Source organism: Bacillus sp. DHT2 (assembly GCF_026241455.1).
Taxonomy (GTDB): domain Bacteria; phylum Bacillota; class Bacilli; order Bacillales; family Bacillaceae_G; genus Bacillus_A; species Bacillus_A pseudomycoides.
Window position 1 is genome coordinate 835,061 of the sequence record NZ_JAPHWH010000001.1, and the last position, 22,933, is coordinate 857,993.

Genomic DNA, 22,933 nt, shown 5'->3' on the forward strand with positions numbered 1-22,933 from the left:
CGAATCATTTATTTCTCTTACTTTATGTTTATATATGCAAAATGAAAAACGTAAATCAAACAAAGAAATTTTTAAAATTCATTTTTCCTAGGATTGGTTCCAGAAAAGTTATCTTTCTATTTTAAATATGAAACATAACAAATTTGGAACATTAGATAAGTATATACGTAAGCATCAAACTGTCCCCACTTGCTGTAACTAGAAGACAATTATGTTGGATACTTGATATGGGTACCTTTTAACCAAAAACAAGGATATCAAGAAGTTCTTGCCCAAACAATCATATAACAGTGAAATTTTTGTCTAATAGTGAAGGTTTTTGGTTAGATATTACGAATATATATAATCATGAATACGACTATGAAAACTAACAATAGAAAGTTATTTACCACCCACTAAAGTATGAATAGTCATTATGGTCGAAAGGAATGGAATAGCTATGTTCGATAAAGGTAAGAATCAAACTAACGATATAATTTTTTCATATGATGTTAAGAAAGACGATAAGGTGCTTATTTATTGGTATGATAAGCTTATAAAAGTACTCTCAGGTGAAAATGCAAAGAAATTTTTATATAAAATCGAAGGTGCAGATGATGCAGAATCCCAGCTCATTATGGCTAAGCTTACCAGAAACCTTAAGCGTGGAAAGGACGAAAACACAAATACTATTGTAATAAGAGGAACTCATTATACTAGAAATAGGAATTAAGACTAATCGTAAATAGATTTTAAATAAAATTACAAAAGATGTTCAATCTCCTCAAGTATATAAATACTTAGAGGAGATTATCTCATCATTAATTGAATATTAAAATGTGGGACGATTTGACGCTTACTTAAAATATCGCATTTGTGTTTCTCCTTACTCTTTTTTTCTAGAGTGTAGTCTCATTTAGAAAACTTTGCAACAGAACCCCTAAAAGAATATAGGTCGAGAGCAAAAAACCACCTGTTTTAACAGGCGGTGTCTCTTCACATAATAGTGTTCAACTCTTCTTACAACTTTCCATTCCCCTCAAAATCCACTTAATATCCGCAATATAACTATATTGAATCAATTCAAAGGAAAGGGTTCCACCCATAACCTTGTTTAGACCGGATATCCGCCTGTTGGCGGTGGCCAAGCACTAAATAATCTGCGAATCAGCACTATTTCTCCTAAATGGTAGGAGTTGTGAGATGCAATATTGCGTAGCACACCACCCGGGGTTTCACCAGGCCATTTCTCCAATGGTTTGTCCAATTGAACAGTTTGGGCAATCGTGCATGCCTGTTCAATCCCTTGAAGAAAATAATGAATAATTTGTTTCCACTCTTCCTCACTGCCAGGACATTCTTCTTCAGGCCAGCTCTCTTTCACATGGGCAGGCAATGCAGGCTTCTCCCCCTGAGCGGATAATAAGAGAAAATCTTGCCAGTATGTCATGTGTTTCACTAATTGATAAATAGAATAAGGCAGTTCCTCTCTGCGTTTTCCCGCAAGCGCCAAGTCTATATCCGACAAAGCATTCTTGATAGGAAGATGTCCTCGTTCTCCTCTTAACGATTTTACTAATGCCTCGCTAAACGCTTTATTTGATTGCTCCATAATAACCGACTCCCATCCTGTTTTATTTTCTAATTTGCTGATTTTATGGTTCCGTCTCTTTTATATGCACTAAATATATTATAGAAGATTTACGACCATTAAGAGAAAACAAAATAAGAAAAAAATAACAAGAATCACTGACTTTTTAACGTACAGGAAATCGGTGATTTTTATTTACATAGTACCTTAACGTACAATTTTCTTTTTTTGTTCGTATCAAGCCTGTAGCCTTTTTCTTTTATCTATCATAAAAGAAAAAATCTATATTTTAAATTATTCTACTGTTTGAAATGGCTTTGTCTGAATTGCTTTCATCATTTTCATACGAGTAAATCGCTCATCTAAATTATTTTCAAGTATCCCATTCATGATGTGTTTCCGCAATCATTGGCTTATTCTCAGCAGAAACACCTTCCCATTCAAAATCTACAGAAGCATCCATCGTGTTATTTACATTTTCTGTAACTGAAAATTTTCCGGATAATGTCCGCTTTGTTTTACTTGGTTAGAAATGGTTGCTAACCATTCATTAAACCCTTTTAATGTATTAACTTTAGAAGTCGTACTTAAATTTAACTCAAATTGATCTGCTAATAGTTCTTTGAATTTGTCACTGTTCACAGATGCTGTTTTCATTAAATATAACCAGTAATGCATAAATGATTTTGCTCTATTTTCTGCATAGGCAGATTTAAATTGTGGATTTTCTACAGTACCTGTTGGTTCTAAATGCACTTTTGTAAAAAGAGGTAATTCGTTATCTAGAAGCTTCAGAATTGTCGAATAATGAATCAGCTTTATCTACTATTATCTGGACGTATATTTTGATAAAGAATATTAGCTTCTAATGAAAGTACCTCATCGTTCAACTGATTGATGTGTTTTCAACATGATGCGCATTTTTCCATCCTTCAAACATTTTTAATCTGTCTACTAAACCAATTTTACCTTTCGAAGTTCCAGCTTGATAAAATTTCAATTTCATCCTCTAAAATGTCTAACTGATTTTCTAGACGAGCTTTGTTAAGCGAAACTTCATATACTTGATACCAACGATAATATTGTGTTAAAACTAAATGATTATTTTTAATATATCTATCGTAAATGCAAAAGATTTACTAGAATTACCGCCACATTTTAACGAAAATATACGCTAAGGAACTATCGGCTTTTTGTTATGTTTGGATTTTAAAAGACTAGTTTCTTGTCCGCGTCACATACGGATAAATCGGATCTCTTAATTCGAAGTCATACGTTTCTCCATTCACAATTCCTACCACCTTCTCACTGTCATATAAATCCAGTAAGAAACCGGCCATTTGTTCAGCTGTATGGAACTTTGGAACAATACCATCATATTCAAAATTATCAACATCATAGGAGCGTTTCGCAAATTCGGTCTCTGTTGCAGCAGGAGCCAAGACTTTTGCTTGCATGGCTGCTCCTTTTCCTTTCAATTCTTGTGCAAGCCCTTCTGTAAAGGCACTTACATAGAACTTTGTCGCGCAGTAGGTCACAGCATCGGCAACAATCAGATATCCTCCTCCTGAAGAAATATTGATGATTTGCGTTTCTTTAACATCTGCATAGTCACGCACATAAAGAGAGGACAACAAGGTTAAGGCTTCAATATTCAAATGAAGCATCGTCCCAATCTTATTTAAATTTTGTTCCCCAACGGAAGCAAAGTTTCCAAATCCAGCATTGTTGATCCAGGTCTCGATCTGATAGTCCTGAAGACTTTCATAGAATGCATAAACATTTGTGGTAACAGATAAATCAACAGTTCGAATGACAACATCCAGGTCTGCGTTAACGTCAGCCACTTTTGATTTTAGCTTTTCCAATTCCTCCGTTCTGCGAGCTGCTATGATTAAGTTTTTTCCGCGAGCCGCAAAAGCAAGAGCCGTTTCATACCCAATTCCTGAACTGGCACCCGTAATAACTGTATATTTCATATAAATCCCTCCTGAATTTTATCCAATTGATTTTATTGTGAACGAACTATGAGTTGATTATAATGATTAGAGTTAACTCTAAGTCAAGAAAAAAATTAATCTGGAGGTTTCTTATGCACACCATTGGTGAAGTGGCTAAAATTTTAGGGATAAGTACACATACATTGCGGTATTACGAAAAGGAAAAAATTATAACTCCTGTTCGTGATGCCAGCGGAGACAGGCGATATAACGATTCACATATTAAATGGCTACAATTTGTTATCAAGTTAAAAGAAACACAAATGCCTATCGCGAAAATAAAAAAGTATGCTTCATTAGTTTTAGAAGGAGAACATACTACACTAGAGCGATTAAGCCTTTTAGAAGAACATAAAGACGCTATTAAGAAACAAATCAGAACATTAAAAGCTGCAGATGAGATGCTTGAATATAAAATTGCCGCTTATAAAGATTTCATCAGTAAACGAGATTAGATGCAGGCTCTATAAGGGTAATCACCACATCTCCATAGGGTAGAAGGAGCATCCATCGATTTTGGAGTACTCATCTGTCCAATAAATATAAAAATTGAGGGTTCTGTTGCAAAGTTTGAAAAAAGCATAAACAGGTTGGTAAATGAGGAACAATGTTTAGGAAGTAGCCAGTAATTGTTGAAGTTCATTGTACGTTGAAAAGGCGGAGTCTCTTTGAAAACTTCGCATTTGTGTTTCTCCTTACTCTTTTTTTCTAGAGTGTGATCTCATTTAGAAAACTTTGCAACAGAACCCGTTTCGGATATTGGGAATATTCCATTAGAAGCTCATTGAAATATTTAAGCCTATGTGGAGCCTTAGTTTAAGGAGAAATAAGAGGTAAGTACATATTTAACATAACTAATATGTACTTACCTTTATTTTTTGAGGATTTTTAACTTTTAGGTCTTGATAATGAAAGTAAGCGTGTTTTTTCATTCTGCCAGCAAATTATCTCATTCATTATTACTTTGAAACTTGTTCTTTTGGCAAAACCATTCCTTTATATAGTTGCACCGTTATCCAGTAATATACAACATAAATAATAAGAAAAATTCCAATTGGCATCCACACTTTTACAAACGGATCAACTAAGAAGAGGCGGAACAAGTTAAGTCCTACTAAAATATGTGAAATACCAATGATAGCCGGGAAGATAAAGAGATATGAAATTTCTTTATAGATACTACGCGACAACATACTACGGCGTACTCCAATTTTTCGAAGCATTTCATAGCGACGTACATCACGAGAAGCTCCTGTTAAAATTTTAAACATAAGAGAGCTCGCCATCATAGCTAAGAATGCAACTCCAAGGAAGAACCCCATAAACATCGTACCGCTCATGAAACTATTCATAAATTGGTAAGTTGTCATTTTTGTATATAATTCTACTTTTCCGCCTTTTGCTTTTTCTACTAACTCTTTTTGTCGTTGATCAAGATCTATTAACAACGGTTTATATTTTTGTAAGTCATCCACTTGCACTAGCGTGACACTATGTTCTGTTCCTTGAATGTTTTTATAATGGTCCTTATCTGCAATTCGAACAGGTTTCCCGTTGAATTGATTGTGTGTAACTTGAACTTCTCTTATGATTGCATCATTCCAATCACTTGGCATATGTGGAAGTTTACTTGCTGCCTCAGGTGCTTCCATAGATGTATAAAGCGGTTCCGTTAATGGTTCTTTTACACGTTTACGTATAGGCTCTTTGACATTCTTTGTATCTTGATGATCAGAAATGAGTGGTGGCTTTGCAGTTAAATCTTCTCGTAAATAATAGACTGCTTCCCCGTCCACTTTATATTTATAAGTTCGTTGCTCTTCAATTTTCATTTGTTTTAATGCCGCTGTATCTTTTTCATTCGGATCATGAATTGTCGCATCATAGACTCGAGAAAAATCCGTCATAATACCAACATTTTTTTGAAAAGCCATTCCAGCTGTCATCGCCCCTGCACCAAGTGCAATTAGCATCGCGACAGTCCCAAGTACCCGAGATAAACTATTTATTCGAAAACGAAGCTGAGCATATGTAAAACTATTTAAACCTGTTTCATTTCGTTTTTTGTTGCTTTTTAACTTTGTTACAAACAATGGTAACAATGAACTAAAAATAAAATATGTCCCTATCGTTGTAGCACCCGTTGCTAGTATAAATCCTATTTCACGTAACTTGTCTATATGCAGTATAGAATAGTATCCTGTCCCTAACAGTAACACTCCCATTACAGTAAAAATGATAACGCGACGTTTATTCTTTTCTATTGCATCTTGTGTTTCATCTTCACGAAGTAGCTCAAGTTCAGTTTGACGCAATAACCGTATACTATTGATAAATCCAGTAATAATAAATAAGACCAAGAAGAATCCACATGTAACAAGAACTGCAGGTATATAAAATGGTGCATAGCCTTTCGCCGGAATTTCTAAACCATTCATTAAAAAATTCCCCGCTGCACTTGCTAGTAATATTCCTACAATAATCCCAATAATAATGCTGATAATTCCCATACCGAATGTTTCGATAAATAATAACTGGGCTACTTTTTTCTTCTTTGCACCGAGCATCATATACATACCAAGCTCTTTCCTGCGCAATGTAAGTAAAAAGGAATTCGCATATACGATATAAAAGACCGTAATGAAGGAAAGTAAGACAGCACCAACCCAAAATACAAGGCGAATACTATTAATCATACTATTATCTTTTGTAAATTGGCTGTTAATCGCCATCGTTTGAAACATATAGAAAATACTTATACTAATGACAAGACCAACAAGCAAAACAAGATAGTCCTTTAACATTTTTTTCATACTATGACGTGATAATTTCAATAACATGATCTCGCCCCCTACTTGGATTCAGCCGCTGAGCCCATATGAGCAAGCACACCTAAAATATCTTGATAGAAATCCTCTCGTGTTCCTTGGCGTTTCAATTCTTTATAGAGTAGCCCATCTTGAATAAATAGAATCCGCTCACAATAACTTGCACTAAATGCATCATGCGTTACCATTAATATACTTACTCCATGATTTTCATGTAAGTCTTGCATCGCTTCTAATAAACTCTTCGCATTTTTGCTATCAAGTGCTCCTGTTGGTTCATCCGCTAATACAATGGCCGGATTATGTACTAAAGCTCGTGCTGCAGCTGTTCTTTGTTTTTGTCCACCAGAGACAGCTGATGGATATTTTGTTAAAATTTCAACAATATCTAATTTCTGTGCAACCTCATTTACTTTCCCGCTTATCTCACTTGAAGGCACTCCTTGTAGTGAAAGTGGCAAAGCAATATTCTCATAGATCGAGAGATTTTCAAGCAAATTAAAATCTTGAAAAATAAACCCCAGTTTTTGAGAACGGAAATCTGATAAAACGTTCCCCTTCATTGAAGTAATATCTGTGCCTGCTATCGTCACACTTCCTCCTGTCGCATGATCAAGTGTACTAATTACATTTAGTAGTGTCGTTTTTCCAGATCCAGAAGGTCCCATAATCCCAACGAATTCCCCTTCTTGTATCGTAAGCGATACCCCTCTTAATGCTTTTGACTGGCTTTCATTTCTTTTGCCATATGTTTTCTCCACACTTTCTACTGTCACTACATTTGTTGCCATTCCTATCACTCCATCCCTTTTGTATATCATTACTTTGTCATACATTTCTTAGATTTCTCCTACATAAATTCTTAAGATTTTTTTAATTTTTCATTTTTTTATAACAAAATTGATAAAAAATCTTATATCCTTTACTTTCTTTTTTAATATTCTCACTTTTACTCACAATCTTCCTGCGATTTATCTTACATTCACCTTACATTTTTGTAAGGGGCAAAAATAACAACCTAAAATCCCCCACCTACACTTTGCTGAGAAGCGGGCGCTTCTAAATATATTAAGACAAACATAATTTAAAATAAGTAAAAATGGAGAGGAGAGCCGTCGACATATATTAAATCAGACCATGGTTATATCCTTTACAAGGAATCTAGTGGAATGAATATAGTTTTAGAGATTAAAAAGAAGAATGATGGATGGAAAGTAGAAAATAAACAGGTTAAAAATGATTTTTAACGACGAACAACTTCAAATAATTTCTTTATGATAGTAAAAAACACACTACTTACTTAAAGTAGTGTGTTTCAACCCGATTGATTTATGATTTATTACTTAGATCCTTTATTATAAACTTCCTTCCGTATACTTTCCATAAATGCAGATAGCGAAACCACTTCAGATTTTTCTTCACCATATTTACGCACATTTACAGATCCATTTTCCATTTCTTTATCCCCAATAACAAGAATGTATGGTATCTTTTGGAGCTGTGCCTCTCGTATTTTATACCCTAGTTTTTCACTACGAGCATCTCGTTCGGCGCGAAGGCCAACGCTCTTTAACTTTTCTTCAATTTCCTTTGTATATTGTTCATGTACTTGATTGGAAACAGGAATCACCTTTATTTGAACCGGAGCCAACCATGTTGGGAATGCCCCTCCGAAATGTTCAATTAGTATTCCTAGGAAACGATCAAAAGAGCCTAATACAGCACGGTGAATAACAACCGGTCTTCTTTTCTCATTTCTTTCATCAATATAATTCAAGTCAAATTTCTCTGGCATTTGGAAATCAAGCTGAACTGTTCCACATTGATGGCTTCTTTGTAAAGCATCTTTAATATGAAAATCAATTTTAGGTCCATAAAATGCGCCATCTCCTTCGTTCACTCTATAGTTATAATTTAATGATTTCAGCACATTCTCGAGAGACAATTCAGCTTGGTTCCATAGCTCATCATCACCCATTGAATCTTCAGGTCTTGTTGAAAGCTCCACTTCATATTCAAAACCGAATGTTCTATAGACATAGTCAATTTGTTTTAACACTGACTTTATTTCACTTTCTATTTGCTCAGGTGTCACAAATAAATGTGCATCATCCTGACAAAATGTACGAACTCTTAATAATCCATTTAATGCACCGCTGAATTCGTGGCGATGCACTTGACCAAATTCACACATTCGAATTGGTAAATCGCGATATGAATGTAGCTTATCTTTAAAAATAAGCATGTGTCCAGGGCAATTCATCGGTTTTAATGCAAAGCTTTTGTTGTCTACCTCTGAAAAATACATATTATCTTTATAATGATCCCAGTGCCCTGATTCTTCCCATAGCCCCTGATTCATCATAATGGGAGTACGGACTTCTTGGTAATCGTAGTTTTGTTGTATTTCTCTTAAAAAAGACTCTAATTCATTTCGAACGATTTGTCCTTTCGGTAAATAAAAAGGCATTCCTGGTGCTTCTTCCGAGAACATAAATAATTCAAGTTCATTTCCTAACTTACGATGGTTTCTCTTTGCTGCTTCTTCTACAAAATGCAAATAGTTTTCTAATTCTTTTTGAGAAGAAAACGCAACGCCATATATACGCTGAAGCACTTGATTATTACTATCCCCGCGCCAATATGCACCGGAAACGTGAGTTAATTGAAATGCTTTCAAGTAGCCAGTTGACGGTAAATGTGGACCACGACATAAATCAACAAATTCTCCTTGTTTATAAATTGTTACAATCTCATTTTCAGGGATTGCTTCTAAAAGCTCCAACTTTAGGTGATCATTTACATCTTGGAAAAGCTTTTCTGCTTCTTTTCGAGTGATTTCAACTCGCTCTATTTTCAAATTTTCATTCACAATATTCTTCATTTCTTTTTCAAGTTTAGGTAAGTCTTCAATACCTATACTACTTGGAAGATCCATATCATAATAAAAACCATTTTCTATAACAGGTCCTACGCCAAGTTTTACATCACCGTATATTCTCTTTGCAGCTTGCGCTAATATATGTGCAGAAGTATGTCTTGCAACTTCTATTCCTTCCTCTGAATCCATAGTTATAATTTGAATTTCTGCATCCTGTTCGATATTTCGACGCAAGTCAAATAATTGACCATTCACCTTTCCGGCTACTGCTTTCTTTTTTAAACTTGAACTAATTGAGGCTGCAATCTCTTCTAGAGTAATTCCTTTTACATATTCTTTGGCACTACCATCTGGAAAAATAATGTTAATCATCTGTTCTCTCATTTTAATCGCTCCATTTCATAAATAAAAAAGCACACTCATCCCTAATAATAGGGACGAGCGTGCTTTTACCCGTGGTTCCACCCAGATTCCCATCATACTAAACATACAACGGCTTCTTTTGCGGTAACGTCGCTTACACGGCACTAGATACTTTTATTTTCCCCAGTGCAGCTCTAAGGTGGTAAGTTATTTCACTGCGTTAGGAAGTTCTCAGCACTCCTTCCCTCTCTGTATAACCGTTAAAAATAACTCGTGTCCTTTTCTTCGCTTATTATGAAATTAAAAATAAAAAAGCATACTCATCCCTAATAATAGGGACGAATATGCTTATATTCGTGGTTCCACCCAGATTCCCATCATATTAAACATACAATGGCTTCTTTTGCGGTAACGTCGCTTACACGGCACTAGATACTTTTATTTTCCCTAGTGCAGCTCTAAGGTGGTAAGTTATTTCACTGCGTTAGGAAGTTCTCAGCATTCCTTCCCTCTCTGTATAACCGTTAAAAATAACTCGTGTCCTTTTCTTTGCTTTTACAATACATCCATTAATTGTTATTTAATATATCCTATTCCATTTATTTTGGCAAGTGTTTTAAAAATAAAAATAAAAAAAGATTTCCAAACATAAAGTGAAACTTTAATCAGTGGGGGCTTTTACGGGCAGTTGATTCCCAAACAATCTTCCTCGTTTTTCTCTGAATCTTGAGGTGGGGGTCTTACTGCCCGTTAATGCGGGATAAAAAAAGAGAGAATAAACCAAAACAATTCACTGTTTCGGGTTACCCTCTCTTTTTTACCAATCTTGTGGTTCGTAGTTTAAGTCTGCGAATAATCTTTTTTTCTCTTTCTTCGTTAAATCTCTCCACTGCCCAACTGGTAAATTATTCAACTGGATATTCATAATTCGCGTACGTTTTAATGTGTATACTTGATAACCTAAAGCTTCACACATACGACGAATTTGGCGATTCAATCCTTGTGTTAAAATAATTTGGAATTCATATTTTGATAACTGTGTTATTTCACAAGGAAGTGTTTTTGTTCCTAAAATTTTAACACCCGCTTCCATTTCTTTTAAAAATTCAGGCGTAATCGGTTTATCTACTGAAACAATATATTCTTTTTCATGTTTATTTTCAGCACGTAAAATTTCATTAATAATATCGCCATCATTCGTTAACAAAATTAAACCGTCTGAATCTTTATCAAGACGTCCAACGTGATTAATTCGTAAAGGATGATTCACTAAATCGATAATGTTACCTTTAACTGCCTTTTCACTTGTACATGTAATACCTACTGGTTTATTTAAAGCGATATACACATGGTCTCGAGCAATTCGAAGCTGCTCTCCATTTACTCGCACGTCATCACCTGGTTGTACTTGGTCACCTATTTTTGCAACCTTTCCGTTAATAATTACTCTTCTTTCATTAATTAACTTATCTGCTCCGCGTCTAGATGCTTTTCCAGATTCACTAATAAATTTATTTATACGCAAGTTAGGCACATCCTTTTTTCTAAAAATTTCAAGCTCACACTGCTTCTACCGTACAATAACAAAAGGGTAAGCCTCCTAATATAACTTAAATATATTAACACGAAAGGGTATCTGACGTCTTCTATAATTTTCATGTTTAAAAGAAAAGAGTTCGTCTTATTGAACTACATACCAATAATACATTCGCTGCATGCCTTCTACTTTTAAACTAATAATTCATACAACTATAACTACTAAAATCATTCATCCTAGATATACACCATTTATTCACTTTTTTTATAATTAATATACAGACCATTCTTTTATACACGCAACCTGCTTTCCATTTATATTTTCAACATACTCTTTTACATTAGCTAACTTATATAGCTCCGGGAAAATTTCTTTCGCATAACGTTGATGTGCCATTTCATCTTGCCAATAAGATAGAACTACATAACGATTTGAGTTTGTAATCGATCTTCCTACAACGCCACCTAACATTCCTTCTACATGTTCCATCCCTTTATTCCAAATCGTTTCTTGTACATGTAAAAAATGTTGCTCATTTCCACTCTTCACATCACAAATTGCGATTCTTACAAATGAACCTTTAGCAATTGCATCCATAAAAGGAATACTTGTTATGTCATATAACGTTTGAAATTTCTCTATTTCACATGAAACATATGTATCCTCTTGATTACTATTTAAAAAAATTGTATCGTGTACTCCATTCATGAATGCTTGATACGTACTCATACTTTCCCAAACAGAAAATACACAAGCTTCATCTTCATCCCAGCCTCCGAATTGTCCATAAAATCCCTCTAGCTTTTGTAAACCTCTCCATTTCTCTTGTGCCTCTGAAAACAAACCCTTTTTCTCTTTTTCTACCTGACAAAATATCGTTTTTAATAACATATAGATCCCCCTTTATTATACATTCTGTATTCCTTTTGCAATGATTGCTATTCCTTCACCCACTATTTAAAAAAGCAAACACTTTTGTTTACATAATAAAATTACAATCTATTCAATTCGCTATTATTTAAATATTGATCCGCTTCTATTAATATCCAACCTCCAAAATTATCTAAAAACGCTAAAATTTCTATTATGTCCTCTATAGGATTAACTGCATATTGTAGCGCTTTCCTCATATTTTGTTCTTGCTCTGGAAAATGCTTACTAAATAACTCATACGCTGGATAAAGATCCCTAGAATAAAGCCCTTCTTTATCAATTGTTAATGCTAATCCCGCTCTAACTACTATCTTCATAATCCAGCGACAACAGTCGGTTATATCATCCCTACCTTTATTATGAATTAACTCTTCACATGCTTGTTCGATTTGTGGCTGTAAATGTATAAGATGTTCACGAGCTAATTCTTGACTTACTTTATATTTAGGTAGCTGTGACCTTATATCTTCACCGAGTATACATACTCCATGTGTTTGAATCATAAAACTTATAAACGACAAACGACTGGAATGTAACACTTCTTCAACATCATAAAAACTTAATTCCACCCCAGATATACAATCAAATTTTTGGAGCACTTGTTGTTCTATACTTTCGATCCATTCCAAGTCTAGTGCCTTCGGATCTTTTCGAACTAATATAATTGTATCTATATCTGCAATCCCCTCTATTCCAATCCCTCTTGGAACAGACCCTCTAATGTAAATGCTATGGAGGTCATCCTGCAGCATATGAAAACATATATCCTGTACTTCTTGTATAACTTTGAGAAAGACTGGTTGAATATTATTCATATGTGAATCATTAATAATGTATCCTTTGTCATCTACAGGACAAAACCGACCTATTTTCTTAATAATTGACAATCAATCAGCTCATTTCTATATAAAGTGTTATATACAAATTAATTATAAATCAAAAAATTAAGAATAAAAACAAAAATACACCTTATCGTAGCATGATTATAATGCATTTACTAAATAATCCAATAAAAGGAGTATGTTGACAATGAAACCCGCATTCTCAGTAACTGATTCAACTCATATTCAAAAGATTGAAGCAGAAGGTTTGAAACTACTAAACGAATTACAAAGCTTCATACCCTTATTGCAAGAAAAGGTTACAATCCTCTCACCACCAAAAGGAATCGTATTTCACGATTTAGAATCTGCAACACAAGTTTATTCAAATATCCTTATGCCAGCTTATACTTCACGTGATTTGATTCATATTACACCACTTATTGATGTATGGAAAAATATCTACTTATCAGTAACTGACGGAAAAGAACTTGAAAAAGCTCAGCAATATTATAAGCAACTTACTATACTCGACATCGCAACTATTGCTGCACATGAATTTGTACATCACGCTGAAGAATTCCATAGTGATTTTGATGAAATTGATGAAGAATCGATGTGGTTTGAAGAAGGCGTATACTTTTATTTACCAAGAAAACTAATGATGTCACATGAACAATTTAAAGCAATTATGCAGGTAGAAGATGAATTAATTAGCATATATCAAGCTGAATTTAGTAATTACCCTTTAAATGAGTTCGGTAAGTCTGCGGAAAGTGGATCATATGCGGGAGCTTTTTATGATTATTGGCGAAGTACGAAATTGATTCGTATACTAGTAGAACAATATTTTAATAATGATATTCAAGCATTATTTTCCTGTTATCACGAATGGGTTGAAATCAAAGAACAAATCTCACTTCATGCATTTTTCGTTCAGAAATTAAGTCTTTCCCCACTACATGCAAAGGAACTCGGATTGTTATCTTAAATAATAAATAGGACACAAACAAAGTAATCATCCTGTTTATGTCCTATTCCCCTGATATCTTAATCTACTCTTCAAACAAGTAATACATATTTTCCCCTGGATAATGTAATACAATTACCTTCCTATCTCCTTTTTGAAATACTACAGTATGCCCATCTTCTCCAAGGTTTTCCCATCCCTTTGCTTTTAATATAGGCATTAGACTTATATATTTATAATCTGCTTGATTGCCATCTTCAATATGAATAGCTGACATAGGAACTGGAAAGTCTTTAATCTTTGATTCTTTCGTCATAAATATTAAGCATCCTAATCCGCATAGAACTATCCATATAATAATATTCCAGTGGTTTTCCCTCTTCTTTTTCTCCATAAATACTTCTTCCCCACACTTTCCATTTTACAACCCCTGGTATTTTACCAATTTCAATTATGTAATCCCACTAATTTTTTATGTTCTTCTAAAAAAATCTCTTCTTTTTTTCGACAAAATACAACATAATTTTAATGCATAACTTGTTATGATAAGTTAATTACATCTCGTTTTTTTGCATATTAGGAGGTATTACTAGATGAAGAAATCATTCCATAAAAAGTGGTGGTTTTGGCTTTTTAGCATACTGATACTTACTAGCCTTGGACTTACTATTTTTTTGAACTTCATGAAGGAAATAAAAACACAAGTTACGAATGAGCCTGTCGATAAAAAAATCTATCAACAAGAATTAAAATCTCAAATCGATTCACTCACTACAAAGTACGATAATATTGTAGAACAGGAATGGTTACCAACATGGACTGAACTAAATTCAAAATCAGGTAACATAAATACAACTGAATTACTGGATAAAATGAATCATATAGCAAACCAATTCAACGAGATTTCTAAAAACACGGAGATATTTAAAGCTGAAGAAAAAATGAAAGACCCTGCACTGAAGCAGAAAATAAATCATTTTAAAACCGCGTTTATAGCCGCTTCAAATTGTATGGAAAATGCCGCATTATCTGTTACGCAAGGCTTAAACAATGAGAAAGCTTTAAAAGATAGTCTAGAAAATGCTACGCAATCTTTAGGTCTTGCTGATCAAAACATTGTCATGGCTTTATCTACGTTAGCTGAACTAGAAGGTATATTAGGGATAATAAAAAAATAAATTGACGACATCATCCCCTTCCATTTCAAGAGATAAAATTTTTGTTCAAAAGTATCTTCCAATAAAAAATAATTGCAATTCATTTATAAGGAACCTATAATGTTGTTTATTGATTATGTAAAAATCATTTCATATCAATATAATTAAGTTTTTAATCACATAATTCGGATGAACCATTCAGGAGAAGATCAATTGATCTACCGACGGGGCAAAAAGTTGATGATTCAACTTTGAAACTCTCAGGTCTTGGTTACAAGTAGAACTGCATGGGGACGAATCTCTGGAGAGACTCCCTCTCGCCTATCATATAGTGCAGAGGAAACAGGGCACCGAAGGAGCAAATCCGCTTATATTAGCGGATAATCTCTCAGGTAAAAGGACAGAGACAAGCGAAAGAAAACGCCGATTTGTATCGGTTTATTTTTCTATTCCTTGTTTCTCCAGAGACCATTTCATTTATGTGAAGTGGTTTTTTATTTTTTCTAAAAGGAGAATAAAGATGGAGACAGTAAGTAAAGTATTAGAACAAATCAATCACTACGTATGGGGATTACCGACCTTATTCCTTCTAGTCGGAACTGGAATCATTCTCACAGTGCGCCTAAAAGGTTTACAGTTTAGTAGACTATTATACGCTCACAAACTAGCATTTCGAAAATCAGAAGACATATCTTCTTCAGGAGATATTAGTCATTTCCAAGCACTAATGACCGCAATGGCCGCAACTATTGGGATGGGAAATATAGCCGGTGTCGCAACAGCTGTTACAATCGGTGGGCCAGGGGCAATATTTTGGATGTGGATCACTGCCTTGTTCGGTATGGCCACGAAATATGCAGAAGCAATCCTCGCGGTAAAATATCGTGTAAGTAATGAAAACGGCGAATATTCCGGTGGTCCAATGTATTACTTAGAACGTGGTTTAGGGAAAAAATGGCTTGCTATTTTATTTGCCATTTTCGGAACAACCGCTTCTTTTGGAATCGGAAATATGGTGCAATCGAATTCCGTTGCAGAAGCTATGAGAATAAACTTTTCGTTTCCCCCTGCTTTAACTGGTATATTAATGGCTTTCTTAATTGCGATTGTTATTTTAGGTGGCGTAAAAAAAATCGGGAAAGTCACTGGATTTTTCGTTCCACTTAAAGCTTTCTTTTATGTAATTTCTGGTCTCATTATTATTTTTTATCACTTTGATCAAGTCCCAGAAGCATTTTCACTTATTTTTTCTGGTGCATTTCAAGGTACTGCAGCGGCTGGTGGTTTTATCGGTGCAACGGTTGCTTCCGCTATTCAAATTGGGATGGCACGCGGAGTATTTGCCAATGAAGCAGGCTTAGGAAGCGCTCCAATTGCTGCTGCTGCTGCAAAAACAGATTCACCTGCCAAACAAGCGCTTGTGTCGATGACAGGAACTTTCCTCGATACATTTATTGTTTGTACAATTACTGGTTTAGTATTAATTACAACAGGTGCCTGGAAATCTGGAAAAACTGGTGTTGGAGCAACAACGCTCGCTTTCCAATCTGTATTTGGCCATACTGGTAGCATGATTCTTGGTATTGCAATCATTCTATTCGCCTACTCCACTATTTTAGGATGGTCTTATTATGGTGAAAAATGCGTAGCTTATTTATTTGGACAAGGTGCCGTACAATATTATAAAGCCATCTTCATTGTGATGATCGCAATTGGTGCCAATTTAAAACTCGGAATCGTATGGACGTTTGCTGATATCGCAAACGGACTTATGGCAATTCCAAACTTAATTGGGTTAATTGGATTAAGCAGTGTTGTGGTAGCAGAAACAAATCGATTCTTACAAGCTGAGAAATTAAAAAACTCAAATAAAAAAATTGCAAGTTAATACATTTTTTAAGCAAAGGGTATCCCATACGGAAATGGTGTGCCCTTTGCTTGTATCACTCTTATATAATTTCTTTATGTCGTACTATTACTTTGTAAAATTGATAATTCCATTACTTTCTTTACATGCTTTAAGTTTGATGTGAAAACTTCAGGAGCATGCCAATTTATATATGCACTCGGACATTTGACCTCATCAATACTTGTATTCTCTCTAACTAAAACTGTTAATTCTTCAATGTATTCTATTACTTTTCTCAAGTCTGTTTTTACACCTACAGGGCCATGTCCTGGTACTGCTTTATCAATTTCAAATTCCTCAATCATTTCTAACATATGCTTCCATTCTTGAAGATTAGATTCTTCAAAAAAAGTAGGATGTGATTTCACAAATAACAAATCACCCATAAAACAAACCTTCTCTTTAGGTAGGTAAAGAATCGTATCACAAACGGAATGGCCTCCACCTAACGTAATCAATTTTGCAGTTCTCTTCGAACCATGTATAGTAAATTCATTTTGGAAAGAATATTGAGGTAATACAAGTCGCAGTGTAGGTAATGAAATCGCTAACTGATTTAAGAATGAAATCTGTTTTCGTAAGCTTTCATCATTTGTTTGAGTGAATTGATCTTGTAGGGATTGTATATATGTATGTAAACCTTCTATGTCTTGTTTCTGTTTATCAATTTTGGAAGGATGAATTTCTGCCATTTGCTCGTATGTTTTATGACTAGATATGATATTACAATTTTTAAAAACTTGATTTCCACGAATATGGTCTCCATGCCAATGACTGTTAATAACCCATGATATAGAGTGACCTGTTATTTTTTCTGCTAGCTCTTTTAAATCTGCAGCTGCTTGTTGTGTGTTAAACGTATCAAAAATAATCGTTTGATCTCCTATATCAACAAAACCGGCATTGGCTAAGGAGCCTCCTCCTTCTTTTGCAATTGCCGCGTAAATACCATCATTTAATTTCTCAATCGTAAAATGTTCGCTACTACATTCTTTATACATTTCTTTCCTCTCCTTCTATTCTCAGTGTATTTGAATACTAAGCTATCATTTTCTCCATTAAGATTTTTGTTCTGCATGTAAATAAAATACAAAGTCCGTCATAGTAGATGGATAACCTAGTTGCCGCAACATAGCTGTTATATTTCCTCTATGATATGTTCCATGATTTACAACATGCTGCACTAATTCAGATACAGAGGTTTTTAATCTTCCAGCGTATGGATTATCAAGTAGAATTACCTGATTCATATCCTTTTGTTTATCCAAAAACACTTTATACTGCTGCGTTACTTTGTGGAACAGATTTTTCAATTCATCCATTGTTTTGTTTTCGACTTGCTCTTGTAACTCCTTTCCTACCTGTAACGCTTCAGCCATACTTTTACCATTTAAAACATGTAACCATACACAATCCACTACATAAATATGAATCAGTACCTTTTCTATAGAAGGAAATACACTTTGAACTTCTTGATAATACACCTCTTTAGGGAGCTCCCTTAAATGCTCAAGTATTCTTTTATTTGCCCATGTATGATAATCAAATTGTTTTATCATATATTGTTTCATATTCTATTCTCCTTTCCTTATTTTCACGTAACTACATTCTTACCTCACAAAATATAAATCTAATTTCTGGGATTCTACCTCCTTATCCGCCTTAACAATACCAATCTCCTCTATTCTATTCGTTAGCACAGATTTATATTTTACATACGTTTTAAACTCGCCTTCAAAAGGGAACGGTATAATACGAATCGTTTCTTTATCTAACCACTCTGCCTTTAATCGTTCATTTGTGTTCTTATTAAAAGTTTCAGTTCCTTCAAATCCCTCTTTAAATAAATCAATTTCTTTTTCTTTCTTTACACCAGGTTCATTCATACAAGCATATAACGATAGCTCATCACAAAACTTTAAAAGTTTATAGTGTATATCGAACATATCATACTGCTCTGTTGTTAACGTTTTCAAAAATTTCTTTTGACGATCCAATTCCTGTTTATAAAACTTTATCATTTCATCGTCTTCTTGATTAAGAGGAAATGATATGAAATGTTTACTACAAAGTATAGCACCATAAGGATTTGTATGTTCAATCTCATTCAACCCTAATGTATAAAAAACAAATCTCAATGAACTTGGACAATCCATAAACGTATAAGGTGAATTTTTAGCATCATTCCAAATTGGCGTTGTATCTAAGCCAATCCATCCCCTATCATGTTCATAAATCGCATCAATACACTCTTTTAAATATGTTTTATCTTCAAATACATCTTTTCTAAATTTTTTTGCAAATTCTCCTGCCAAAAAACCATGATCATGCTGCCGAATTACTATTAATTCTTCTAGCTTTGTGCGAATAATCATTATAGAATCCTCCTTACTTCTATTTTATATATCGATTGTACTATAATCTATATATATCCTCTTTTTTCAAGAAACAATTCAAATAAATTCCTTTATACTTTGCAGGGATTCCGCCTCTTTCACCGAAATTAAGATAACAATGCAATCCTATCAATATTTTACATTAACAAAAATTTCTCTATCATATCACTCATTCCAAAAATAGACTTAGACAAAAAATTAATATGAGGTGAAAAAAATGAACAAAACTGAATTAATTAAAAATGTAGCCCAAACTGCCGATATCTCCCAAAAGGAAGCTTCAGCAGCTGTCCAATCTGTATTTGATACAATTGCGAATGCTTTACAAGCTGGTGACAAAGTGCAACTTATTGGTTTTGGCACATTCGAAGTACGGGAAAGAGCTGCACGTACTGGCCGAAACCCACAAACAGGTGAGGAAATTCAAATTGCAGCTGGTAAAGTTCCTGCCTTTAAAGCCGGAAAAGAATTAAAAGAAGCTGTAAAATAACAATAAACCAGCCAATTAGGCTGGTTTATTGTTTTATTTCATGACCGCATATATATTATCCTCATGATATACTTCACAAATATAAAATAAGCATCTACAGTTGCTTACGATTTGATATTTTCTCGTAGGGTATATACTAGATTGTAATAAGCAGCCATCAAACAGTTCAATAATATTTCCAGAAGGCTGATATCCTTGATATAGCATGTTTTTTCTTACTTCCATTTGCTCAACTAGGTTTTCAATAGGAACGTTTCCGTCTTCTAACTCTTTCACAATTTCACTTGGTAATAGTGAGGTATCAGTAAAAATTAGATTTTCAGATAACACCTTTCCTTTGTAACTAATGGATGAAACTCGGTAAAGAAATGTTCCATTTTTATCAAAAAAGCTTTTCGTTTCTTTTGGAATATATTCCCTATCTAACATTTCTTGTTCCACAACATTGAACTGAACTATATCTTTCACAATATTTTCTAAAGACGTAATAGATGACGTCTCTTTAGAAAACAATAAATCTTTAACCATTTTAACTACTGTAGCATCAGCCAATTCTCTTTTTCTATTTTCCACTACTAACATGACTAACACCTCTTCTATATTTATATAATCTAGCAGGCACTCAAGCGAGCATTTTCACTCTAGGTATCTGTATTATTCGTACACACCTTCGTCAATTAAAGTATTACTATTCATTAATGAGGGAGAAGTCTACTACTCTGCAAAAGCTTTCCGGCATCAAATTGCCTCATTTCTGTTACATCTTTGTTTAATAAAGCTATTGAAGCAACATAGTCTGAGCCAGGTTGCAAATTCATCAAAGTTGTAATCTCAACAAGCTGTGGCTTATCTTGAAAAACAAGTAGTTCCGGTAAATGATCTGGAGTTGATACAGTCAGATTAGAAGGTGATATCATTAAGCCTTCTCCAGTAGCCTTAAGTATAGCTTCCTTCCGCGTCCAATATGTTAAAAACCCTTCAATTCGCCTTTCAACTGGCAGTTGCATTAACTGAGCAATTTCTATATCTGTTAATACTCCTACTGCCATTTTAAGTACATCAATATTAGAATTTATTTGTTCTACATCTATACCAATAGGTGTAGATGTTGTAAACGCGACAGCAACTCGTTCTCCTGAATGTGATACAGATAGCTGTGGCATGCCTACAGGTAATTGTGGGCGTCCATGGGCTAGCTTACAAACTGAACAGGTTCGATCAATTGGTACTTGAAGCGGGGACATTGTGAGTTGTTTTCCCAGTACCAATCGACTAATTGCACATCCAAGCATAAATCTTGCTCGGTCCTCGGAATGATGGAACAAATTTGCTTTCTCACGCTCGATTTCATTTAGTAAATTATAGTGCCAACATTGCAAATCTGAAATTTGCGCCCACCATACTTGACAGTGATGACTTCTTAGCTCTGGTACTGAATCTACAATCTCCCAATCTTTCATAAAAATTCTCCCCTTTTCATATTCAATATCCCATACTAAGAAAAGTATGGAATCTATTCCAGCCTTCAACAAATATCTCCACTAGTATACGGGGAGTATCCCATCCTAATTTTTCATTATTACTATTGTAATAGAGAATCCTACCTAGATTTTTCACTCCATTATTCACCTGCAACTGCTTTTGAATGAGCCTCATTTGATTGGACTGCCGTTTTTTTCTTTGATGTAGCTATTGCATCCGTATCACGAATACGTAATGCAAATAATAATGCTACGAATAGGAATACAGCTGCACCAAGCAGGGCCATTTGATACGCTACAATACTAGCACTCTCATTTCCCGCTTCACCTACACTTTTATTTCCAAAAGCAGCTAACAGACTTGCAAGAATCGCAACACCGATGGCAGAACCTAATCGATTTTGCACATTAAAAATAGTTGTCGCCCTCCCCATTGAAGACGGATGAATATTATTAAAAGCTGAAAATTGTACAGCTCCTACAGAATGACCTAGGAAAAATCCTATGCCAAACAATAGAATACGGACCAGCCAAGGGTTTGTTTCCTGATTCACGAAGCTTAAAACAACAAATATAATCGCTGCACATAGCAAACCGGTAGAAATCAACTTACGTGGCCCAAGTCTTTTGTAAGACAAAGGCACAATTTGCGAAGCAATCATTAACCCGATTGCTTCTGGAAATGTTGTAAGACCTGTTTCTAGTGCCGACGCATGTAATACATTTTGATACATAAGTGGGAATATAAATAACATGCCCAGTAATCCAGCAGCCGAAAATAACGAAATGAGACTCATATTCCGAAATAAACGATCTTGCAGCAAACATAAGTCTAGCATCGGCTGCTTCACACGAAGTTCAACAAATACAAAGAGAATAATAAGCAAAAGTCCACCTAATCCTGTCCCTATTATTTCTGAGGAACCCCATCCTTTTGATGGCCCTTGACTCATTGCATATATCAACATTGCAAATCCTGGTGCGGAAAGCATAAAACCAGGTAAATCTAACCGCCCAGCAGTTTTTTCAATATGCTCTACTAAAAATAACGCACCAATTAGTAAAGCTACTATTCCAAACGGTAAATTAATATAAAATGCCCAGCGCCAAGACATATGATCCACAAAGAACCCGCTAACAATTGGTCCTATTGCAGGCGCAACAGCAATAGGCAAGACGATGAACCTAGAAATCTTCAGTCTTTCTTGTGGTGAAAATGTTCGAAATAACATTGCCATTCCTACTGGCGCCAATAATCCTCCGCCAGCACCTTGTATGATACGGAATATATTTAAGGCAGTAATATTATCAGCAATTCCGCATAGCGCGGAAGCAGCTGTAAATACAGAAAGAGCGATTAGGAATACTCGCTTTGTACCAAACCGATCTCCAAGCCACCCAGAAATAGGTAAAAACACAGCCAAACTTACTAAATATCCAACATTGACTGTCCCCATTGCTGAAGGTGGAACTTGTAGTTCATGACTAATCGTTTGCAGAGCTACATTTACAATCGTTGCATCCATAGCAGCCATAAACATAGCCGTTACATATACAACACTAACAACAATTTTCGGATTCAGCTTCAAATTCATTA

General features: G+C 34.7%; 22 protein-coding genes, 1 pseudogene, 1 riboswitch and 2 other annotated features. Of the genes and pseudogenes, 6 read left to right on the forward strand and 17 right to left on the reverse strand.

Going from position 1 to position 22,933, the window contains the following annotated elements:
- Positions 1-415: 415 nt before the first annotated feature.
- A complete protein-coding gene (locus tag ORL93_RS04625) occupies positions 416-712 on the forward strand; it encodes a hypothetical protein (protein ID WP_265958705.1) in 297 nt (98 codons plus the stop codon).
- A gap of 381 nt (positions 713-1,093) precedes the next feature.
- Here the strand turns inward: ORL93_RS04625 and ORL93_RS04630 are convergent, their stop codons facing one another.
- The 3 genes from ORL93_RS04630 to ORL93_RS04640 form a co-directional block, all read right to left on the reverse strand.
- Positions 1,094-1,591, reverse strand: a complete 498-nt coding sequence (locus tag ORL93_RS04630; RefSeq protein WP_003207157.1) for a DinB family protein — start codon at positions 1,589-1,591, stop codon at positions 1,094-1,096.
- 450 nt (positions 1,592-2,041) lie between these two features.
- On the reverse strand, positions 2,042-2,326 hold the full coding sequence (locus tag ORL93_RS04635) for a hypothetical protein (RefSeq protein ID WP_003197665.1): 285 nt from the start codon (positions 2,324-2,326) through the stop codon (positions 2,042-2,044).
- Positions 2,327-2,787: 461 nt separating this feature from the next.
- On the reverse strand, positions 2,788-3,549 hold the full coding sequence (locus ORL93_RS04640; RefSeq protein WP_097795268.1) for an SDR family NAD(P)-dependent oxidoreductase: 762 nt from the start codon (positions 3,547-3,549) through the stop codon (positions 2,788-2,790).
- Positions 3,550-3,662: 113 nt separating this feature from the next.
- Between ORL93_RS04640 and ORL93_RS04645 the strand changes: the two genes are divergently transcribed.
- Positions 3,663-4,025, forward strand: a complete 363-nt coding sequence (locus ORL93_RS04645; RefSeq protein WP_018780406.1) for a MerR family transcriptional regulator — start codon at positions 3,663-3,665, stop codon at positions 4,023-4,025.
- Between the two features lie 156 nt (positions 4,026-4,181).
- Here ORL93_RS04645 and ORL93_RS31230 read toward each other — a convergent pair.
- The 7 genes and pseudogenes from ORL93_RS31230 to ORL93_RS04675 form a co-directional block, all read right to left on the reverse strand.
- Positions 4,182-4,256: pseudogene (locus ORL93_RS31230) on the reverse strand (IS6 family transposase); the annotation flags it as partial.
- Positions 4,257-4,529: 273 nt separating this feature from the next.
- Positions 4,530-6,410, reverse strand: coding sequence for an ABC transporter permease (locus ORL93_RS04650; protein WP_265958707.1), 1,881 nt, complete (start codon positions 6,408-6,410; stop codon positions 4,530-4,532).
- 11 nt (positions 6,411-6,421) lie between these two features.
- The gene (locus tag ORL93_RS04655) at positions 6,422-7,189 is read right to left on the reverse strand and encodes an ABC transporter ATP-binding protein (RefSeq protein ID WP_029426823.1); all 768 of its coding nucleotides are present in this window, start codon (positions 7,187-7,189) and stop codon (positions 6,422-6,424) included.
- Between the two features lie 548 nt (positions 7,190-7,737).
- Positions 7,738-9,663 carry a threonine--tRNA ligase gene (thrS, locus tag ORL93_RS04660; RefSeq protein ID WP_265958708.1) on the reverse strand — a complete coding sequence of 642 codons (1,926 nt, stop codon included), beginning with the start codon at positions 9,661-9,663 and terminating at the stop codon, positions 7,738-7,740.
- 46 nt (positions 9,664-9,709) lie between these two features.
- Positions 9,710-9,937, reverse strand: a binding site (T-box leader).
- A 36-nt stretch (positions 9,938-9,973) separates the two neighbouring features.
- Positions 9,974-10,201 (reverse strand) — a binding site (T-box leader).
- Between the two features lie 258 nt (positions 10,202-10,459).
- A complete protein-coding gene (gene rluF, locus ORL93_RS04665; protein ID WP_141556356.1) occupies positions 10,460-11,167 on the reverse strand; it encodes a 23S rRNA pseudouridine(2604) synthase RluF in 708 nt (235 codons plus the stop codon).
- A gap of 282 nt (positions 11,168-11,449) precedes the next feature.
- Positions 11,450-12,070 carry a DUF4937 domain-containing protein gene (locus tag ORL93_RS04670; protein ID WP_097795273.1) on the reverse strand — a complete coding sequence of 207 codons (621 nt, stop codon included), beginning with the start codon at positions 12,068-12,070 and terminating at the stop codon, positions 11,450-11,452.
- A gap of 101 nt (positions 12,071-12,171) precedes the next feature.
- Positions 12,172-12,999 (reverse strand): nucleotidyltransferase, encoded by an 828-nt coding sequence (locus ORL93_RS04675; RefSeq protein WP_097795274.1) that lies wholly within the window; start codon positions 12,997-12,999, stop codon positions 12,172-12,174.
- A 142-nt stretch (positions 13,000-13,141) separates the two neighbouring features.
- Here ORL93_RS04675 and ORL93_RS04680 point away from each other — a divergent pair, with 142 nt between their 5' ends.
- Complete coding sequence (locus ORL93_RS04680; protein ID WP_097795275.1) at positions 13,142-13,924, forward strand: hypothetical protein; 783 nt, start codon at positions 13,142-13,144, stop codon at positions 13,922-13,924.
- Positions 13,925-13,988: 64 nt separating this feature from the next.
- Here the strand turns inward: ORL93_RS04680 and ORL93_RS04685 are convergent, their stop codons facing one another.
- On the reverse strand, positions 13,989-14,297 hold the full coding sequence (locus tag ORL93_RS04685) for a hypothetical protein (protein WP_097795276.1): 309 nt from the start codon (positions 14,295-14,297) through the stop codon (positions 13,989-13,991).
- Positions 14,298-14,496: 199 nt separating this feature from the next.
- Here ORL93_RS04685 and ORL93_RS04690 point away from each other — a divergent pair, with 199 nt between their 5' ends.
- Together ORL93_RS04690 and ORL93_RS04695 are read left to right on the forward strand one after the other, a co-directional pair.
- Positions 14,497-15,081, forward strand: coding sequence for a hypothetical protein (locus ORL93_RS04690; protein WP_097795277.1), 585 nt, complete (start codon positions 14,497-14,499; stop codon positions 15,079-15,081).
- Between the two features lie 270 nt (positions 15,082-15,351).
- Positions 15,352-15,474: riboswitch (glycine riboswitch) on the forward strand.
- 106 nt (positions 15,475-15,580) lie between these two features.
- Entirely contained in the window at positions 15,581-16,948 is a 1,368-nt protein-coding gene (locus ORL93_RS04695) for an alanine/glycine:cation symporter family protein (RefSeq protein WP_098161701.1), read from the forward strand.
- A 74-nt stretch (positions 16,949-17,022) separates the two neighbouring features.
- Here the strand turns inward: ORL93_RS04695 and ORL93_RS04700 are convergent, their stop codons facing one another.
- The 3 genes from ORL93_RS04700 to ORL93_RS04710 are packed head-to-tail and all read right to left on the reverse strand — an operon-like array spanning position 17,023 to position 19,344.
- Positions 17,023-17,970: an MBL fold metallo-hydrolase gene (locus ORL93_RS04700; protein ID WP_097795279.1), complete on the reverse strand. Its 948-nt coding sequence runs from the start codon at positions 17,968-17,970 to the stop codon at positions 17,023-17,025.
- A gap of 57 nt (positions 17,971-18,027) precedes the next feature.
- Positions 18,028-18,540: a DinB family protein gene (locus tag ORL93_RS04705; RefSeq protein WP_003207154.1), complete on the reverse strand. Its 513-nt coding sequence runs from the start codon at positions 18,538-18,540 to the stop codon at positions 18,028-18,030.
- A 39-nt stretch (positions 18,541-18,579) separates the two neighbouring features.
- A complete protein-coding gene (locus ORL93_RS04710; protein WP_003197634.1) occupies positions 18,580-19,344 on the reverse strand; it encodes a DUF3891 family protein in 765 nt (254 codons plus the stop codon).
- Between the two features lie 238 nt (positions 19,345-19,582).
- Between ORL93_RS04710 and ORL93_RS04715 the strand changes: the two genes are divergently transcribed.
- Complete coding sequence (locus tag ORL93_RS04715; protein WP_097795280.1) at positions 19,583-19,855, forward strand: HU family DNA-binding protein; 273 nt, start codon at positions 19,583-19,585, stop codon at positions 19,853-19,855.
- A 33-nt stretch (positions 19,856-19,888) separates the two neighbouring features.
- On the opposite strand, the gene ORL93_RS04720 is transcribed toward ORL93_RS04715, so the two are convergent.
- From ORL93_RS04720 to ORL93_RS04730, 3 genes are all read right to left on the reverse strand, one after another.
- A complete protein-coding gene (locus ORL93_RS04720; protein ID WP_097795281.1) occupies positions 19,889-20,437 on the reverse strand; it encodes a cold-shock protein in 549 nt (182 codons plus the stop codon).
- A 113-nt stretch (positions 20,438-20,550) separates the two neighbouring features.
- On the reverse strand, positions 20,551-21,315 hold the full coding sequence (locus tag ORL93_RS04725) for a 4'-phosphopantetheinyl transferase family protein (protein WP_033797011.1): 765 nt from the start codon (positions 21,313-21,315) through the stop codon (positions 20,551-20,553).
- A 161-nt stretch (positions 21,316-21,476) separates the two neighbouring features.
- Complete coding sequence (locus ORL93_RS04730) at positions 21,477-22,931, reverse strand: MDR family MFS transporter (protein ID WP_097795282.1); 1,455 nt, start codon at positions 22,929-22,931, stop codon at positions 21,477-21,479.
- Positions 22,932-22,933 lie beyond the last annotated feature (2 nt).

Excerpts from the sequence above, each read along its gene's own strand:
- ORL93_RS04625 (WP_265958705.1), top strand. The coding sequence starts at position 416 with ATGGTCGAAAGGAATGGAATAGCTATGTTCGATAAAGGTAAGAATCAA.
- ORL93_RS04630 (WP_003207157.1), bottom strand. The coding sequence starts at position 1,591 with ATGGAGCAATCAAATAAAGCGTTTAGCGAGGCATTAGTAAAATCGTTA.
- ORL93_RS04640 (WP_097795268.1), bottom strand. The coding sequence starts at position 3,549 with ATGAAATATACAGTTATTACGGGTGCCAGTTCAGGAATTGGGTATGAA.
- ORL93_RS04645 (WP_018780406.1), top strand. The coding sequence starts at position 3,663 with ATGCACACCATTGGTGAAGTGGCTAAAATTTTAGGGATAAGTACACAT.
- ORL93_RS04650 (WP_265958707.1), bottom strand. The coding sequence starts at position 6,410 with ATGTTATTGAAATTATCACGTCATAGTATGAAAAAAATGTTAAAGGAC.
- ORL93_RS04655 (WP_029426823.1), bottom strand. The coding sequence starts at position 7,189 with ATGGCAACAAATGTAGTGACAGTAGAAAGTGTGGAGAAAACATATGGC.
- thrS (WP_265958708.1), bottom strand. The coding sequence starts at position 9,663 with ATGAGAGAACAGATGATTAACATTATTTTTCCAGATGGTAGTGCCAAA.
- ORL93_RS04670 (WP_097795273.1), bottom strand. The coding sequence starts at position 12,070 with ATGTTATTAAAAACGATATTTTGTCAGGTAGAAAAAGAGAAAAAGGGT.
- ORL93_RS04680 (WP_097795275.1), top strand. The coding sequence starts at position 13,142 with ATGAAACCCGCATTCTCAGTAACTGATTCAACTCATATTCAAAAGATT.
- ORL93_RS04685 (WP_097795276.1), bottom strand. The coding sequence starts at position 14,297 with ATGGAGAAAAAGAAGAGGGAAAACCACTGGAATATTATTATATGGATA.
- ORL93_RS04690 (WP_097795277.1), top strand. The coding sequence starts at position 14,497 with ATGAAGAAATCATTCCATAAAAAGTGGTGGTTTTGGCTTTTTAGCATA.
- ORL93_RS04695 (WP_098161701.1), top strand. The coding sequence starts at position 15,581 with ATGGAGACAGTAAGTAAAGTATTAGAACAAATCAATCACTACGTATGG.
- ORL93_RS04700 (WP_097795279.1), bottom strand. The coding sequence starts at position 17,970 with ATGTATAAAGAATGTAGTAGCGAACATTTTACGATTGAGAAATTAAAT.
- ORL93_RS04705 (WP_003207154.1), bottom strand. The coding sequence starts at position 18,540 with ATGAAACAATATATGATAAAACAATTTGATTATCATACATGGGCAAAT.
- ORL93_RS04710 (WP_003197634.1), bottom strand. The coding sequence starts at position 19,344 with ATGATTATTCGCACAAAGCTAGAAGAATTAATAGTAATTCGGCAGCAT.
- ORL93_RS04715 (WP_097795280.1), top strand. The coding sequence starts at position 19,583 with ATGAACAAAACTGAATTAATTAAAAATGTAGCCCAAACTGCCGATATC.
- ORL93_RS04720 (WP_097795281.1), bottom strand. The coding sequence starts at position 20,437 with ATGTTAGTAGTGGAAAATAGAAAAAGAGAATTGGCTGATGCTACAGTA.
- ORL93_RS04725 (WP_033797011.1), bottom strand. The coding sequence starts at position 21,315 with ATGAAAGATTGGGAGATTGTAGATTCAGTACCAGAGCTAAGAAGTCAT.
- ORL93_RS04730 (WP_097795282.1), bottom strand. The coding sequence starts at position 22,931 with ATGAATTTGAAGCTGAATCCGAAAATTGTTGTTAGTGTTGTATATGTA.